Source organism: Amycolatopsis sp. NPDC039088 (assembly GCF_055598845.1).
In genome coordinates, this window is sequence record NZ_JBVKAE010000003.1 from 248,170 (window position 1) to 263,336 (window position 15,167).

The 15,167-nt window shown below is 70.3% G+C and carries 16 protein-coding genes; 7 read left to right on the plus strand and 9 right to left on the minus strand.

What is annotated here, in order from left to right; all coding sequences use genetic code 11:
• Nucleotides 1–87: 87 nt before the first annotated feature.
• Both dhbA and ACZ7KI_RS05960 read right to left on the minus strand, forming a co-directional pair.
• Nucleotides 88–837 carry a 2,3-dihydro-2,3-dihydroxybenzoate dehydrogenase gene (gene dhbA / locus ACZ7KI_RS05955; RefSeq protein ID WP_470272078.1) on the minus strand — a complete coding sequence of 250 codons (750 nt, stop codon included), beginning with the start codon at nt 835–837 and terminating at the stop codon, nt 88–90.
• Between the two features lie 116 nt (nt 838–953).
• Nucleotides 954–1,256, minus strand: a complete 303-nt coding sequence (locus ACZ7KI_RS05960) for a GerMN domain-containing protein (protein WP_470272079.1) — start codon at nt 1,254–1,256, stop codon at nt 954–956.
• A 39-nt stretch (nt 1,257–1,295) separates the two neighbouring features.
• Here ACZ7KI_RS05960 and ACZ7KI_RS05965 point away from each other — a divergent pair, with 39 nt between their 5' ends.
• Both ACZ7KI_RS05965 and ACZ7KI_RS05970 read left to right on the plus strand, forming a co-directional pair.
• Nucleotides 1,296–1,820 carry a M15 family metallopeptidase domain-containing protein gene (locus ACZ7KI_RS05965; protein WP_470272080.1) on the plus strand — a complete coding sequence of 175 codons (525 nt, stop codon included), beginning with the start codon at nt 1,296–1,298 and terminating at the stop codon, nt 1,818–1,820.
• 30 nt (nt 1,821–1,850) lie between these two features.
• Complete coding sequence (locus ACZ7KI_RS05970) at nt 1,851–2,486, plus strand: hypothetical protein (protein ID WP_470272081.1); 636 nt, start codon at nt 1,851–1,853, stop codon at nt 2,484–2,486.
• Here the strand turns inward: ACZ7KI_RS05970 and ACZ7KI_RS05975 are convergent.
• A complete protein-coding gene (locus tag ACZ7KI_RS05975; RefSeq protein WP_470272082.1) occupies nt 2,479–3,483 on the minus strand; it encodes a saccharopine dehydrogenase family protein in 1,005 nt (334 codons plus the stop codon). The two genes, ACZ7KI_RS05970 and ACZ7KI_RS05975, sit on opposite strands and share 8 nt — an antisense overlap.
• Nucleotides 3,484–3,564: 81 nt before the next feature.
• On the opposite strand from ACZ7KI_RS05975, the gene ACZ7KI_RS05980 reads away from it, so the two are divergent.
• Complete coding sequence (locus ACZ7KI_RS05980; protein WP_470272083.1) at nt 3,565–4,539, plus strand: helix-turn-helix domain-containing protein; 975 nt, start codon at nt 3,565–3,567, stop codon at nt 4,537–4,539.
• Here the strand turns inward: ACZ7KI_RS05980 and ACZ7KI_RS05985 are convergent.
• Genes ACZ7KI_RS05985 through ACZ7KI_RS06000 form a run of 4 tightly spaced genes read right to left on the minus strand, consistent with a single transcriptional unit; the run spans nt 4,520 to nt 9,314 of the window.
• Nucleotides 4,520–5,341: an SGNH/GDSL hydrolase family protein gene (locus ACZ7KI_RS05985; protein ID WP_470272084.1), complete on the minus strand. Its 822-nt coding sequence runs from the start codon at nt 5,339–5,341 to the stop codon at nt 4,520–4,522. The two genes, ACZ7KI_RS05980 and ACZ7KI_RS05985, sit on opposite strands and share 20 nt — an antisense overlap.
• 10 nt (nt 5,342–5,351) lie before the next feature.
• Nucleotides 5,352–6,608, minus strand: coding sequence for a carboxyl transferase domain-containing protein (locus ACZ7KI_RS05990; RefSeq protein WP_470272085.1), 1,257 nt, complete (start codon nt 6,606–6,608; stop codon nt 5,352–5,354).
• A complete protein-coding gene (locus ACZ7KI_RS05995; protein ID WP_470272086.1) occupies nt 6,601–8,019 on the minus strand; it encodes an acyl-CoA synthetase in 1,419 nt (472 codons plus the stop codon). Before ACZ7KI_RS05995 ends, ACZ7KI_RS05990 begins: the two co-directional genes overlap by 8 nt.
• A gap of 11 nt (nt 8,020–8,030) precedes the next feature.
• Nucleotides 8,031–9,314 carry an SLC13 family permease gene (locus tag ACZ7KI_RS06000; protein ID WP_470272087.1) on the minus strand — a complete coding sequence of 428 codons (1,284 nt, stop codon included), beginning with the start codon at nt 9,312–9,314 and terminating at the stop codon, nt 8,031–8,033.
• Between the two features lie 147 nt (nt 9,315–9,461).
• On the opposite strand from ACZ7KI_RS06000, the gene ACZ7KI_RS06005 reads away from it, so the two are divergent.
• A complete protein-coding gene (locus ACZ7KI_RS06005) occupies nt 9,462–10,166 on the plus strand; it encodes a FadR/GntR family transcriptional regulator (protein ID WP_470272088.1) in 705 nt (234 codons plus the stop codon).
• Here the strand turns inward: ACZ7KI_RS06005 and ACZ7KI_RS06010 are convergent.
• Nucleotides 10,163–11,341, minus strand: coding sequence for an aminotransferase-like domain-containing protein (locus tag ACZ7KI_RS06010; protein WP_470272089.1), 1,179 nt, complete (start codon nt 11,339–11,341; stop codon nt 10,163–10,165). The two genes, ACZ7KI_RS06005 and ACZ7KI_RS06010, sit on opposite strands and share 4 nt — an antisense overlap.
• A 110-nt stretch (nt 11,342–11,451) precedes the next feature.
• On the opposite strand from ACZ7KI_RS06010, the gene ACZ7KI_RS06015 reads away from it, so the two are divergent.
• Entirely contained in the window at nt 11,452–11,802 is a 351-nt protein-coding gene (locus tag ACZ7KI_RS06015; RefSeq protein ID WP_470272090.1) for a hypothetical protein, read from the plus strand.
• Here the strand turns inward: ACZ7KI_RS06015 and ACZ7KI_RS06020 are convergent.
• On the minus strand, nt 11,799–13,022 hold the full coding sequence (locus ACZ7KI_RS06020; protein ID WP_470272091.1) for an FAD-binding protein: 1,224 nt from the start codon (nt 13,020–13,022) through the stop codon (nt 11,799–11,801). The genes ACZ7KI_RS06015 and ACZ7KI_RS06020 overlap by 4 nt on opposite strands.
• Nucleotides 13,023–13,129: 107 nt before the next feature.
• Here ACZ7KI_RS06020 and ACZ7KI_RS06025 point away from each other — a divergent pair, with 107 nt between their 5' ends.
• Together ACZ7KI_RS06025 and ACZ7KI_RS06030 are read left to right on the plus strand one after the other, a co-directional pair.
• Nucleotides 13,130–14,362 (plus strand): SLC13 family permease, encoded by a 1,233-nt coding sequence (locus ACZ7KI_RS06025; protein ID WP_470272173.1) that lies wholly within the window; start codon nt 13,130–13,132, stop codon nt 14,360–14,362.
• 25 nt (nt 14,363–14,387) lie between these two features.
• Nucleotides 14,388–15,161 carry an IclR family transcriptional regulator gene (locus ACZ7KI_RS06030; protein WP_470272092.1) on the plus strand — a complete coding sequence of 258 codons (774 nt, stop codon included), beginning with the start codon at nt 14,388–14,390 and terminating at the stop codon, nt 15,159–15,161.
• Nucleotides 15,162–15,167 lie beyond the last annotated feature (6 nt).

The window sequence follows — 15,167 nt, forward strand, 5'->3', positions numbered from 1 at the left end:
ACGCGGAAAGCAACCCCCGGGACACACTTCTTCGGTTAGCCTAACCTAATCATACGGACCCGAAAAGTCTTCGTTGCGTCATCGAGATCACGCGCGGAGCGTGGCGCCGCCGTCGACGTAGAGGTTCTGCATCGTGATGTGCCGCGCGCGATCGGAGGCCAGAAACAGGACAGCGTCGGCGATATCGGCGGGATCGGCTATCCGACCCAGCGGTATGCCGACACGGTATTGCCCGGCATTTCCCGCTATGACGCGATCCGCGCCGTTCTCGTCCGTCCACAGTAGACGTTGCATGTCGGTGTCGGTCGAACCGGGCGAGACGATGTTGCACCGGATGCCCGAGCCGGCGAGTTCAAGCCCGAGGCAGCGGGTCAGCATCGTCGCCGCGGCCTTCGAGGCGGCATAGGCGGCCATCCCGGTCCTCGGAACACCCGCGGCGTTCGACCCCACCGTCACCAGCACACCGCTCCGTCGGGGCACCATGCGACGGGAGATCTCGCGGAGCACGGTGAACACGCCGGTGGAGTTGACCGCGAAGGTCGCCGCCCAGTCCTCGTCACTGGTCTCGCACACCGAACCCGGTTTCAGCACACCCGCGACCGAAGCCCCGATCCCGATCGGCCCGAGTTCGCGTTCGATTTCGCCGACCACGCGCGCGACAGCCGTCGGATCCCCGACGTCCGCGACGTACGAGGTCACCCCATCCCGGGACGGTCCTTCCGCCAGGTCCACCGCCGCCACGATCGCGCCCGCCCCGGCGAGCCCGTCCACGACGGCCGCCCCGATCCCGCGCGCGCCTCCGGTGACGAACGCGACCTTGCCCTCGATCCCTTCCACGCCACAACCACCCCACGTCTGTTTGCTTAGCCTTGCCTAAGCTAGCCGGATGATCCGGACAAAGCGAGGGACCGGCACCGGTGATTCAGACCACTCGCGGTCTGAGCCGCGCTTTCCTAGCAGGACAGCGGACCACGGGCGCTTCCCCCGCCGCGCAGAGTGATCCGCTCGTTGCCGCCGAGCGAATCCCTGGCGGTGCACACGATCTGGTCGACGGCGCGAGCCGACAGTCCGGCGACTCCGATCGAGAGAGTCACCGTGACCGCGTCCGGACCCACGGCCTGGCCGAGAACCGCGGTGCCGGGCGGGACCTCGGTGGTGTAACCCCGTCCCCGTTCGTTGTCGTCCGGCCCGGCGGCGAGCAGCTCGATCGCGTGTCCCGGGCCGGCGTCTTCGGCGAGCGGGCGCGGCACCCGCACCGGTTCCCCGCCGGACAAGCGGCGGCGACCGTGGACGGCATGAAGGAATTCGTTCTCGCGGCGATCACCCGCGTCCTCGCGGTACTGCTGCTGATCCCGGCGTGGTCGCGCTCCCCCGGCCGCGCCCGCCGTCTCGCCTGCGGATGGGCGCTGTCGTTGCGCTTCCCCGCCGAGAACCTCGCCGGGCTCACCGGCGGGACACCGGCCGCGTTCACCGCCGCCAGGACCGAGGCGTTCTGGCGGCACCGCACGTTGATCGGCCTCACCTCGGGGCACCGCGACGCCGCCGAGCAGCATCACCTGTTCCTCTCCGAGATCGCGTCGGAACGGGCGATCCCGAAGCAGGTTCTGCCGGCGAAGGATTCGGCACATGTCCGGGGTACCGCGCTGGACATCCGGCTGCGCGAGGGCGCGCAGTGGCGGGAGGACCACGGTGCCCGCTTCGCGCTCTACCGGATCTACGACAATGAGTGGTGGCATTTCGAGTACCGGCCCGGGCCGGTTCCCCCTGTGCGCTTGCCGCATCCCGGCTGGCGGATGACACACTCGCCTGCCCGCGATTAGCCGGACCACCCACGAAGGAGCAGCCACCCCATGTCGCCCGTGCCCGCTGAAACCACCGCCGCGAGCACCCGGCGGCGATCAGCCCGCCTCGCCACCGAGGTGCTCGCCCCCTGGGTCTGGGTACTCCTGCTCCCGCTCGCCGTCGCCTGGCGAGTCACCTCGCATCACGTCGGCGAAACCCTGCTGTGGGGGCTGATCACCGGCGTCTTCGGCTCGATCCTGCCCATGGCGGTCATCGTCCGCGGCGCCAGGAAGGGACAGTGGGACAGCCACCACGTCACCGACCGGGCCGGACGCGTGATCCCCTTCGCCGCCTGTATCGGTTTCCTCGCCGTCGGCTTCGCCATCCTCATCATCGGCGACGGGCCCCGCGAACTGATCGCGCTCGCGGCCGCCGAACTCGTCTCCTTGATCGTCGCGGTGGCCATCACCTTCGGGCTCAAGTTCAAAGTGAGCATGCACGCGGCCGTCGCCGCCGGAGCCGTCGCCATCCTCGTACAGGTGTACAACCCCTGGTTCGCCCTTCTGTTACTCGGCGTGGGCTGGGTCTGCTGGTCCCGCGTCGAACTCAAGGACCACACCACGGCCGAAGTCTCGGTCGGAACCCTCGTCGGGCTCTTCGTGGGCGGTGGCGCCTACGCGGCCCTCGCCGCGGTCCTCATGTAGTGAAGGTGATCCGCGGGGCCAGCGCCGCCAGGAAATCGGCCGCGTCGAAGACCTCTCCGGCCGAGACGACGCCGGTCGCTTTGGTCCGGCCGTCGAGCACCCGCTGGACGGCCTCCACCACCAGCGGCGCCGTGATCGCGTAGATGTCCTGCCCCTGTGCGACGATCCGCCGTTCCGCGGCACCGGACCGCACGACGACGTCGACCACGAAGGTCTGTGAGGACGGGCCGTCCGTGGCGAGTGACGGCGTCTCGGGGGTCACCACCTCGCGGGCCGCGTTCACCGTCATGTAGGTGGTCACTTCGGGAATGTCGAGGTGACTCGGGACGGTGACGACGTCGGCCATCGTGAACTCGCCGAACACGGCACGGGTCCCGAGCGGCGCCGGGAAGTCCCAGTCCAGCTCTGGCAGCGCGTCGTCGCGGTGCTCGATCCGGCCACCCGAGAACCGGATCCGCTGCCCGCCGCGCCGCTCCCGCGACACCTTGCCCGCCGCACGGGTCCCTTCGGTCGGGTGCCAGCTGCTCAGCCCGTAGGCGATATGCGCCTCGTCGGCCGACGTCCAGTCGCCCATCGCCGCCGTGACCATCAGGTCGCCGAGGCCGCCGAAGAACGCCATCGCCGGGACCACCGTCGCTCCCTCGGCGCGGTCGCCGAAATCCGCGAAGGTGTCGATGTTGGCTTCGAGTTCCGCGGCCACGTCCAGATACGGCACGCCCGCCCGCAGTGCCGCTTCGATCACCGGAGCGGCGGTATCGGCGAACGGACCGGCGGCGTTGATCACCGCGTCCGCGCCTTCGAGTGCGCGATCGAGAGAGGCCGGGTCATCGACCGAGGCCTGCCTGATCTCGAGGCCGGGCCAAGGCAGGGCACGCAGTTTGGCTTCGTCCCGGCCCACGGCCAGCACGCCGATTCCCCGCTCGCGCAACTCCGCCACCACGAACCGCCCGGTGTGCCCGTAAGCCCCGAACACCGCGACGTCGTATCCCGTACCCATGAGTTCTCCTGCCCTCGACTGATCCACTGTGGACCATCCTGTCGGCGGAGACCGCTCGTCGACAGTGTCCGGAACGCCATCATGCGTACACTTTCGGACATGAGCACGATCGCCCTCGCCGCCACCGACGGGATGCTGCAGTTCGAGCTGTCCATCGCCAACGAGGTCTTCGGCACGGGCCTGCCGGGATTCACCGGCCCCTGGTACGAACTCACCGTCTGCGGTTCGGCCGCGGTCAAGGTCGGCCGGTTCCTCCTCGAACCGGACCACGGGCTCGACCGGCTCGCGCGCGCCGATACCGTCATCGTCCCCGGCTGGGCCGACATCGACGTCGACCCGCCCGCCGATCTCGTCGACGCGGTACGCGCCGCCCACGAAGCCGGCGCGCGGGTGGCGTCCCTCTGCACGGGCGCGTTCGTGCTGGCCGCCGCGGGTCTTCTCGACGGCCGCCGCGCGACGACGCATTGGGCGCACACCGACGTCCTCGCCGCCCGCCACCCCCTCGTGGAGGTCGATCCGGACGTCCTCTACGTCGACAACGGCAGCGTGCTCACCTCGGCGGGCAAGGCCGCGGCGATGGACCTGTGCCTGCACCTGGTCCGCTCCGACCACGGTTCGGCGATCGCGAACACCATCGCCCGCCGCCTGGTCGTCCCACCGCATCGTGCGGGCGGGCAGGCCCAGTTCGTCACCGCGCCGGTGCCCGCGCAGGACGGGCACCCGCTCGGCGACCTGCTCCCCTGGGTGACCGAACGGCTGGACCGGCCGCTGACCGTCGAAGATCTCGCCCGCCGCGCCAACATGAGTTCGCGCAACCTGGCGCGGCACTTCCGCTCGGCGACCGGGACGACGCCGCTGCGCTGGCTGCTGACCCAGCGCATCCGCCGCGCGCAGGAACTACTGGAGCGGACCGACGAGAGCGTCGACCTGATCGCGGAAGCCACCGGCATGGGCACCGCCGCGACCTTGCGTCGGCATTTCAACCAGACCGTCGGGGTGCCGCCGGACAGCTACCGGCGCACCTTCCGCGCTCGGGCTAGTGGATCCGCGCCGTGACCAGATCGGCGACGGCCGCCATCCCGGCTTCGTTCGGGTGGTAGGGAACGCGTCCCGGCGCGGTCGCGTACCGCTCCATCCACGGAACGGCGGCACAGGCGTCGTGGTGCGCGCTCACCGCGGCGGCCGGGATCAGGGTCGCCCGCTCGGTGCGGGCCGCTCGCCGGGTCGCGGCCGCCAACCGGTCCGCGACTTCGCGTTCGAAGGCCAGTTGCTCCGAGGTGAGCGGCACGCCGTCACAGGCGGGCGGCGTGCGCGGCACGATCGTCAGATAGTCGACGATCAGCACCCTGGCCCGCGGCGCGCGCCGGTGGACGGCCGCGATGACGGCGCCGATCTTCTCGTGCACCGTGGTGAGTGCCGTGCGCATGGCGTTCTGGTCGACCTGACCGCAGTTCGCGCCGCCGGTGTTCTGGCAGCCGTAGGTGAAGAGGCTGCCGACGTAGCCGACGTCGTTGCCGCCGATGGTGACCGTCACGAGCCGGGTGCCCGGGGTGACCGCCTCGATCTGCGGTGGCTGCCCGGCCTGTCCGGTGGTGAGGATGTTCGCGGTGGTGGCACCGCTGCAGGTCACGTCGGTGAGGGCCAGTCCGTGTTTCTCGGCGACGAGGCTCGCGTAGTTCTTGGTCGAACGTCCGCAGGCGGCCGGTGTTCCGGGCTGTTGCGGCGGGATTCCCGGTCCAGCCGCGAAAGAACTGCCCATGGCGACGTAGCGGGTGGCGTCGCCGGCTTGAGCGGGCGGTGTGGCCAGGAGAGCGAGCGCGACCGCGGCGACCACCGCGGCGGATATCCGTTTGACCATGTCGAACCCCTTATCTCGCGAAGGTGACCGGTTCCGATCCCGCGATGCCGTCGATGACACCGAGGGCGAGCAGATCTTCGGGACGTGGCTTCAGCTCGCCGGCGAGCGCGGGGATCTCCTCGGCGTCCCGTTTGAGGATTCCCGCCGCCAGTTCCGGTGCGATGACGGAGAAGCAGGCGTCCGGGGTGAGCCAGATCCGGTCCGCCGAGCAGAAGGCGAGCGCGCCACCCGACCCGCCTTCGCCGATCACCAGTGTCGTGATCGGCGTCCTCGCCGCCGCGACCGTGCCGAACAGTTCGGCGATGGCGTGTCCGATCCCGGCCTTCTCCGCGGCCGGATCGGCGGCCGCGCCCGGGGTGTCGACGAGGGTCAGCACCGGCAGGCCCAGCCGGTCGGCGAGCCGGATCAACCGGGTCGCGGTCCGGAAGCCGTCGGGCGTGGTCGCGGTCCCGGTCTGCGCCGCGAACGCGATCGACCGTCCGCCCCGGCCGCCGATTCCACAAAGGACACCATCGTCGGCGCCGCCTCGCAGGGTGACGCGGGCGTCGAAATGGTCATCGAGGTAGGCGGCCGCACGAGGCCGCTCCGCCGAGCGTGCGCGTTGGACGGCGTGCCAGCCGTCCCGCGCGGCTTCGAGGGAGCCGAGCGCCCGGGGCAGCTCGGCCGGACGGTTCCGGGAACCGCCGGTCAGGAGATCGAGCCAGACCTCCAGCCGGTCGGCGAGCGCGTCCTCGGTCACCAGTTCGTCGAGATATCCGGCCTCGTACTGGTTTTCCGCCGTGTAGGCGGGATCGTCGGCGTGGCGTTCTTCCCGCACGCGGCGACCGGCGAACCCGACCTGGGCACCGGGCACGGCGAGCACGACGTCGGCATCGGCGCCGAGGGACGCCCACACCCCGCCGGTGGTGGGATGCCGCACGACGGCGATATGCGGCAGGCCTTCTTCACGCACCAGCACCAGGTCTCGCGCGATGCGCTGAAGCTGCCGCAGGGCGGGAACGCCCTCCTGCATCCGCGTGCCACCCGTGGACAGCAGTGACACGACGGGCAAGCGGAGCTCGCGAGCCTGATCGAGCGCCTGCTCGATCAGCGCGCCGGTCCCGGTGCCGACCGAGCCACCGAGGAAGCCGAACTCGAAGCGGATCACCATGACCTCGTGGCCGCCGAACTTCGCGCGTTCGCAGACGACCGCCTCGTCCGTGCCCGTGCGTTCTCTCGCACGGGCCAGAGCGGCGCCGTACCCTTTCCAGCCCAGCGGGTCAGCCATGGAGCGCCCGCTTGAGAACCTTGCCCATCTCGTTGCGGGGCAACGCTTCCAGGTAATGGACCACCCGCGGTCGCTTGTGCGGGGACAGCAGACCGGCCACGTGGTCGGCGAGTTCGTCGGCCGTCGGCTTCACCCCGGCCGGGACGATCCAGGCGACGATACGCTCGCCGAGATCCTCGTCCGGCTCGCCGGTGACGGCCGCCTCGGCGACCCCGGGATGGTCCAGGAGCGCGTTCTCGATCTCGCCCGCGCCGATCTTGTAGCCACCGCTCTTGATCAGGTCGGTGGCGCGGCGGCCGACGATCCGCACGTAGCCGTCCGCGTCACGCACCGCCATGTCACCGGTGCGGAACCAACCGTCGTGCAACGCGGCTTCCGTGGCGTCCTGCCGGTTCAGGTAGCCGAGGAACAAATTCGGGCCGCGGACCTCGATCTCCCCCACCGTCTCACCGTCGACGGCGTCGAACGGAACTCCGGAGTCGTCGACCAGCCGCAGTTCGACACCGGGCACCGGCGGGCCGACCGCGCCGGGCCGCCGCTCCCCCGAGGCGCGGACACCGCAGTTCATCAGCGTCTCGGTCATGCCGTAGCGCTCGACCACGCGCTGTCCGGTCGCCGCGGCGATCCGCTCGTGATCGGTCGCGGGCAGGGCCGCGGAACCCGACACCAGCAGCCGCGCCGCACCCACTCCGGTGGCCAGCGCGGGATCGGCTTCACAGTCGGCCGCCAGCCGGTGGTACATCGTCGGGACGCCGAAGAGCATCGTGCCGTCACCGGCGAGTTCCTGCGCCGCGGCTTCACTGCTGAAGCGCCCGAGGTGGTGCAGCGAACCTCCCCGCCGCAGCGGGCCGACCACGCCCAGGATCAGGCCGTGCACGTGGAAAAGCGGGAGGGCGTGCACGAGGACGTCGGCGTCGGTCCAGTCCCAGATCTCCGCGAGCGCGTCGAGATTCGAGGCCACCGCCCGTCGCGGGAGCAGGACGCCCTTCGGCGGGCCGGTGGTCCCGGAGGTGTAGATGACGAACGCCGGGGTCTCCGGGTCGGGCTCGGCTCCTTGCCACGGCGTACCCGAGGCATCCAGGTCGACGTCGAGCCGTGACAGCGCCCCGAGTTCCGCGGGCAGCACCGTGTCCGGCTCGGCCAGCACCAGATCCGGCGCGCTGTCGGCGACGATATGCGCCAGTTCGCGCGATCCGGCCTTCGGGTTGATCGGCACCACCGGGACTCCGGCGGTCAGCGCCGCGACGATCGCGACACACGTCCGGAGGGTCGGTGTCGCCCACACCGCCACCCGCGTGCGGCCGGCCAACCCGATGGCCAGCGATCCCGCGACGGACGCGAGTTCGCCGTAGGTCAGGGATTCGGCGCCGAACCGCAGGGCGACGCGGTCCTTCTTCCCGGCGAACAGCATGAGTCTCCTCCTCAGCCCCAGTTGGGCACGACGAACACGAGCCAGGCGATCAGCGGCACGACGGCCACCACGAGCGCCCCGTACACCAGCAGCTGTTTGAAGAACTTGTCGCGGTCGATGTCCTTCGCGTTGGCGAGGACGAGCGCACCGTTGGTGGAGAAGGGACTGACGTCCACCATCGTCGCTGAGACCGCGAGGGCGGCGATCATGCCGACCGGCCCGATCGTGCCCTGCGCCAGGAACGGCACGGCGAGCGGGATGAGCGCGCCCATCAGCCCGACCGACGACGCGAACGCCGAGACCACGCCGCCGATGTAGCAGAGCAAAAGCGCGGCGAGCAGCGGGATCCCGACGGTGGTGACCGCGTTGCCCACGTAGTCGATGGTGCCGATCTCCTTCAGCACGGCCACATACGTCAGCACACCGCAGATCAGCAGCACGGTCGGCCAGGTGATCTCGGAGACGGCGGACCGGCTGGTCTTGGGCCATGCGACGCTCAGCAGGACGGCGACGGTGATGGCGGTCAAGCCCGGGTCGAGGTCGAAGACCAAGGTGCCGACCACGAGCGCGACCAGCCCGATCAGCGTCACGATCTTGGGGCCGTCCAAGGGAATGCGCTGCTCGTGCGGCAGCGGTTCCTCGTCGGCCTCCTCGGTGCCGGAAGCCGCTCCGGCCGTCACGGCCTGACGACGCCGCAGTTTGGTCCCGCCGAGGACGACGAAGAGGACTCCGGCGATGGCGAGGTTCATGAAGAGACTCGCCAGGAACAGCACCACGGGGCTGCCCGTGAGGTGGTTGCGTTCCACGATCCCGTTGACGATCGAGCCGTAGACGCTGATCGGCGAGAATCCACCGCCCTGCGCGCCGTGGACCACCATCGCCCCCATGAGCAGCGGGCTGATCTTGTAGCGGGCGGCGAAACCGAGCGCGATCGGCGCGACGATCGCGCAGGCCGCCGGGCTCACCGCGCCGATCGCGGTCAGCGCGCCGGTGACCACGAACATCACCCACGGGATGAGCGCGATCCGGCCGCCGACGAGCCGGACGGCCGCGGCCACCAGCCAGTCGGTGGTGCCGTTGGCCCTGGCGATGGCGAACAGATACGTGACCCCCACCAGCACCACGAAGATGTCACCGGGGAAACCGGCGAAGATGCCGTCAGTGTCCAGGCCGCCGGCGAGCGTGCCGACGAGGAACGCGCCGGCGAAGGCGAGCGCCCCCATGTTGACCGAGCGGGTCGTGGCGACGGCGAAGATCACCGCGAGGACGAGGATCGAGATCAGCTGGGCGGACATGACCGTCCTCCTTGACGGCGGGAGCCCCCTGGCGAATGGCCGAGTGGACTAGTGGCTGAGCCACTTTCCCTGTGACGGCGGCCACCTGTCAAGGCGCGAGTGGTAAATTGGCTGAGCCACTTCCGCAGTCCGACCGAAGGGGGATTCGTGCCGGAGGCGCTGAGCCGGTTGAACCGGGCGAAGCTCTACGAGCAGGTCGTCGAACGGATCAAGGCGCACGTCGAGGAATCCGGCATGCACGCGGGCGACAAGCTCCCCAGCGAACGTGACCTCGCCGAACGGCTCGGGGTCAGCCGCGCGTCGATCAAGCAGGCGATCGTCGTGCTCGAGGTGCAGGGACTGCTCGAATCCCGCCACGGCGGGGGCACTTACCTGCGCAACGATCATCTCGACGTCGAACCGGTCGACGAACTCGTGGCCCGCCGCCGCCGTCTGCCGGAAGTGCTCGAAGCCCGCGAAGCGATGGAGACCAAGCTCGCGGAACTGGCCGCGCTGCGCCGATCCGACGCCGATCTCGCCGCGATCGACGCGGCGCTGGCGTACATGGCGACCGAGATCGAGGGCGGCGGGCACGGCGCCGAAGGCGATCGCCGGTTCCACGAAGCGATCACCGCCGCCGCGAACAACAGCCTCCTCGCCGAATTCATGCGCTCGATCGACGCGCAGATCGCGGAAAGCCGCACCGAGTCACTGCGCCAGCCCGGCAGGCCGTCGCGATCGCTCAACCAGCACCACAAGATCGCGGACGCCATCCGGAACAACGACCCGAAGGCGGCCGCGAACGCGATGCGACGGCACGTCCAGACCGTGAGCAAGGTCCGGCTGCTGAGCTGGGATCCGCAGAGCGATTAGCGCGCGAGCGCCTTGGCCAGCCTCCGCAGACCTTCCGCGATCGTCTCGGGCGCGTGCGCGGCGAACGAGAGCCGCAACGCCGACCGATCCGGCTCCCCCACCTGGAACGCCGAGCCGGGCACGAAGGCGACGTCGTACCGCAGCGCCTCCGGAAGCAGCAGGTCGGCGTCCCTGCCGTCGGGCAAGGTGACCCACAGGAACATCCCGCCGTCGGGGTCGGTCCACGTGGTCCCCGGCGGGGTGATCGCGGGCAGTTCGGCCAGCATGGCGTCCCGGCGAACGCGATAGGTCTCGCACAGCCGCCGCACGTGCGCGTCGAGATCCGCGGCCGCCAGGTATTCGGCCGCGGCCGCCTGGTCGATGGTGGAGGTGTGCAGATCGCTCGCCTGCTTCAGGATCGCGACCCGGCGCAGGAGTTCCCGCGGTGCCCGGAGCCAGCCCAGCCGCATACCGGGCGCGATCACCTTCGAGAAGCTGCCGAGGTAGATCGAACGTCCGGCGAGTTCCGGCCGCGCCGACATCGGTTCTTCGCGTTCACCGCGGTAACGGAGTTCGTGGTACGGATCGTCCTCGACAAGCCAGAACCCGTGACGAGCGATCACTTCCGCGAGCGCGCGACGGCGTCCGGGGGTGACCGTGCGGCCGGACGGATTGGAGAAGGTCGGGACGAGGTACAGCAGCGAAGGCCGTTCCCTGGCCGCGATCTCGTCCAGTGCCGCCGGGTCGATCCCCTCCTCGTCACCGGGAACGGGCACGATCCGGGCCTCGGCGAGCTGGAAGCACTGCAGGGCCGACAGGTACACCGGCTCTTCCACCAGCACCACGGCGCCGGGGTCGAGCAACGCGGTGCTCAGCAACTGCAGGCCCTGCTGCGAACCGGTGGTGACCAGCAGATCGTCCACAGTGGTCGGGAGCCCGCGTCCGGCCAGCCGCCCGGCGAGCAGTTCGCGCAGGCGCGGGTTTCCTTCCGTGGGCGAGTACTGCAGGGCGCGGCGGGCGGACTCGTCGGCGAGTGTCCGGTCGAAGGCGGCGCGGAGGCCGTCCACATCGAACAGTTCGGGGGCGGGAACGCCACCGGCGAAGGAGATCACGCCGGGGCGGGCGGTGAGCGCGAGCAGATCGCGCACGGGGGAACTGGTGACGCCGTCCATACGACGGGCGAGGGGAAGAGACATGAAGGCTCCTCGGGAGAAACGGGCGGCTCCAGTGCAGCGGCCGGGGATCTTCCCGCGCGAGCAAGCAACTTCCGTCAGGATATCAGCCCGACCGGGCTAAACTCGACCTTGTGCCACTCGTCGAAATCACCTACGCGCCTCATCTTCCCGAAGCCAAGTTGCGTGAGCTGGGCTCGGTTCTGCCGCATCTCGTTTCCGTCGCGGTGGAGTGCCCTGAAGAGCCCTACGACGGCGATCTCCAACCCGGCGATGTCGAGCTGCGCTTCCGTCGGCCAGGCCCGTTCGACCGCTTCGGGCTGGATCTCCTGGTCGAGGTCCGGTCCAAGTGGTTCCCGAGCCGGGCCGACAACCGGCAAGAGCGGGTGGACCTGCTGCGCACGAGCATCGAATCCGCGACCGGCATCGACGACGTCGGCGTGTACCTTTCACTGCCCGTCGCCGCTTGGTCGCAATCGGATTAGCGCTCGCCGAAGACGTTCCTTCGTACGAACGGGTTCCGGAACTTGCCGTCCGGGTCCAGTTCGTCGGCCAGCTTCCGGAAATCGGCCAGCCGCGGGTAGTCCGCTGCCTGGTCGAAGAGCTTTCCCCAGTGCGGCCGGACACCGAAGGGCGCCAAGCGCTCCTCCATGACGGGAAGCAGCGCGCGGACCGCGTCCTGTTCCGGCTGCCAGGTGAAGTGCAACGCCAGCCGGTCGCCGCCGTGGAAGGGGCTGAGCCACAGCTCGTCCGCCGCGACCGTGCGGATCTCGGAGGTGAGCAGCAGGGGCGCGAGCCGGTGTCCGAGGCCGCGCATGGCCTCCATGGCGGCGACGGCGTGCCGAATGGGGACGAAGTACTCGGTCTGCAGTTCGTTGCCGACACTGGGTGTGAAGTCCAGGCGGAAATGCGGGAGCCGTTCGTGCCACGGCCCCGGCACCCCGAGCTGCCGCGTGCAGTTGTCCGCCGGGATCCCGGCGGCGTGTGCCGGATGCCGCGGCCCGTCCGCGGCCTTCGCGCCGAAGAAGTCCGCGCCCGGCTGCCCCGGTCCCTTGACCCAGACCTGGTCGATCGTGTCGCGGGCCCAGTTCGTGAACAAACTGACGCTGTAGCCCGCGGCCTGGATCTCCTCGAAGTGCTCATACGCGGATTCCCACGGCAAACCGTCGAAGACGTCCTGCCGCAGGTCGAAGGCCGGCACCAGGTCGAGGGTCAGCCGGGTGACCACGCCCAGCGCGCCGAGACCGACGACCACACCGTCGTGGTGGGAGTACGTCTTCACCTCGCCGTCCGCGGTCACCAGCTCCAAACCGGACACGGCCGACGCGAGGCTCTGGTTCCGCCACCCCGAACCGTGCGTCGCCGTCGCGACGGTGCCGGCCACCGTGCAGTGCGGCAGTGACGCGAGATTGGCCAGCGCGAAACCGGACGCGTGCACCCGCTCGGCGATGTCTCCGTAGCGCGCCGCCGCCGGAACCGTGATGGTCGCCGCGGCACTGTCGAGTTCGGTCACCGGGTCGAGCCCGGCCAGATCGAGCTGGACGCCGCCCGGGGAGTCCGCGATGTCGTTGAAGCAATGCCTGCTGCCCAGTGCCTTGACCGCGGTCGCCGCGGCGACCGCTTCCTGGACCTGTTCGACGGTCCGAGGGCGAAGGATCCGTTCCGCGGTGAAGGTCTGATTCCCCGCCCAGTTCGTCTCGCGCACCAAGCCCCTTTTCCTTGCGCCGTCCGGACGTCCAGCCTACCCAGGCTAGATTGCCGGGGTAGCGCTTCACGTGGAGGAGGTTCGCCCTGACCGGCATCACCGGCGAGATCGTGTCCATTGTGCTCTTGCTGGTCGTCCTGGCCTTCGCGGTGATACGGCCTCGTGGCCTGCCCGAGGCCGTGGCCGCCGTCCCCGCCGCGGGGATCGTCCTGCTGGCCGGAGTGATCTCGTTCCCCGACGCCGTCGACGAGGTGGCCAGGCTGGCGCCCGTCGTCGGGTTCCTCGCCGCGGTGCTCGTGCTGGCCAAGCTGTGTGACGACGAAGGACTGTTCCAGGCGGCCGGGACGGTGATGGCCCGGTTCGGCCGGGGGCAGCCGCGCCGGTTGCTGACCGCGGTGTTCGCCGTCGCCGCGGCGGTCACCGTGGTGCTCAGCCTGGACGCCACCGTCGTACTGCTGACGCCGGTCGTGTTCGCCACGGCCGCGCGGATGGGCGCGCGGGCCAAACCACACGCCTACGCCTGCACGCATCTGGCCAACTCGGCTTCGTTGCTGCTGCCGGTGTCCAATTTGACCAATCTGCTCGCCGTCGCGGCGACCGGGATCTCGTTCCTCCGGTTCACCGCGCTGATGACCTTGCCCTGGCTCGCGGCGGTGCTCACGGAATACCTCGTGTTCCGCCGGTTCTTCGCCGCCGACCTGGCGGCGCGGCCTCGTGGCGGGAACGCCGTCCCGGCTCGCAAGGTCCCGGTGTTCGTCCTGGTCGTCCTCGGCCTGACGCTGGCCGGGTTCGTGGTCACGTCGTTGCTGGACGTGAGTCCCGCGTGGGCCGCGTTCGCCGGTGCCGCCGTGCTGGCCTGCCGTGCTTTCGCGCAGCGGCGGACCTCGCCGGCGGCGATCGTGCGATCGGCGAACATCCCGTTCCTGGCCTTCGTGCTCGCGTTGGCGATCGTGGTCCGCGCCGTCGTCGACAACGGACTGGCCGAGGCGCTCGGCCACGTGGTGCCGACTTCCGGCACGTTTCCCGCCCTGCTCGGCGCCGCCGCGGTGGCGGCCGTACTCGCCAACCTGATCAACAACCTGCCCGCCGTGCTCGTGCTGCTCCCGCTCGCCGCGGCGGGCGGGACACCGGTGGTGCTGGCCGTGCTGATCGGGGTCAACCTCGGGCCGAACCTCACCTACGTCGGCTCGCTGGCCACGTTGCTGTGGCGGCGGATCCTGCACCGGCACGACGCCCGGCCCCAGCTGGGCGAGTTCACCCGGCTCGGACTGCTCACCGTTCCGGCGTCCATCGTGCTCGCCGTCGCCGGGCTCTGGGCCGGGCTGATCCTGATGCCGTGATTCCACTCAGTGAGAAGATGATGAGGTGTCCGGGAACCTTTCCTCGCCGGGAGCGAGCGTCACGTCGCGGGTGTTCGCCCTGCTCGGCGCGTTCGACGTCGACCATCGCGAGCTGTCACTGACCGAACTCGCGAGGCGCGCCGCCCTGCCGCTGCCCACGGCACACCGCCTCGCCCGCGAGCTCGTGGGACTGGGCGCGCTGGAGCGACGCGAAGACCGCTACGCCGTCGGCAGGCGGATCTGGGATCTCGGTCTGCTCGCCCCCGTCCACTTCGAACTGCGGCAGGTCGCCGCCCCGTTCCTGCAGGATCTCTACGGCGCGACGGGCGCCACCGTGCACCTCGCCGAACGCGACGGCGGCCAGGTGCTCTACCTCGACCGGCTTTCCGGGAACGCGTCCGTCCCGGTGGTCAGCCGGATCGGCGGGCGCTTGCCGCTGCACGCCACCGGTGTCGGGAAAGTATTGCTGGCCTGGGCTCCGGAAGATGTCCAGCGTCAGGTGCTCGAATCACTGACCCGCGTCACGCCGTACACCATCACGCAGCCCGGCCGATTGCGCGAACAGTTGCGGCGCGTCCGTCGCGAGGGCTACGCCCAAACCGTCGAGGAGATGAGCCAAGGCGCCTGTTCGGTCGCCGTCCCGATCCGGCCCTCCGCGACGGGCGAGGTCGTCGCGGCGCTCGGCCTGGTCGTCCCGGATCTGAGCCGTGGCCGGGCGCGGCTGATCGCCGCGCTCCAGGTGGCGGCAGCCGGCATCGGGCGGAGCCTCCGGCTTTCACTGAGTGGAAGCGAACACTAGAAGTTC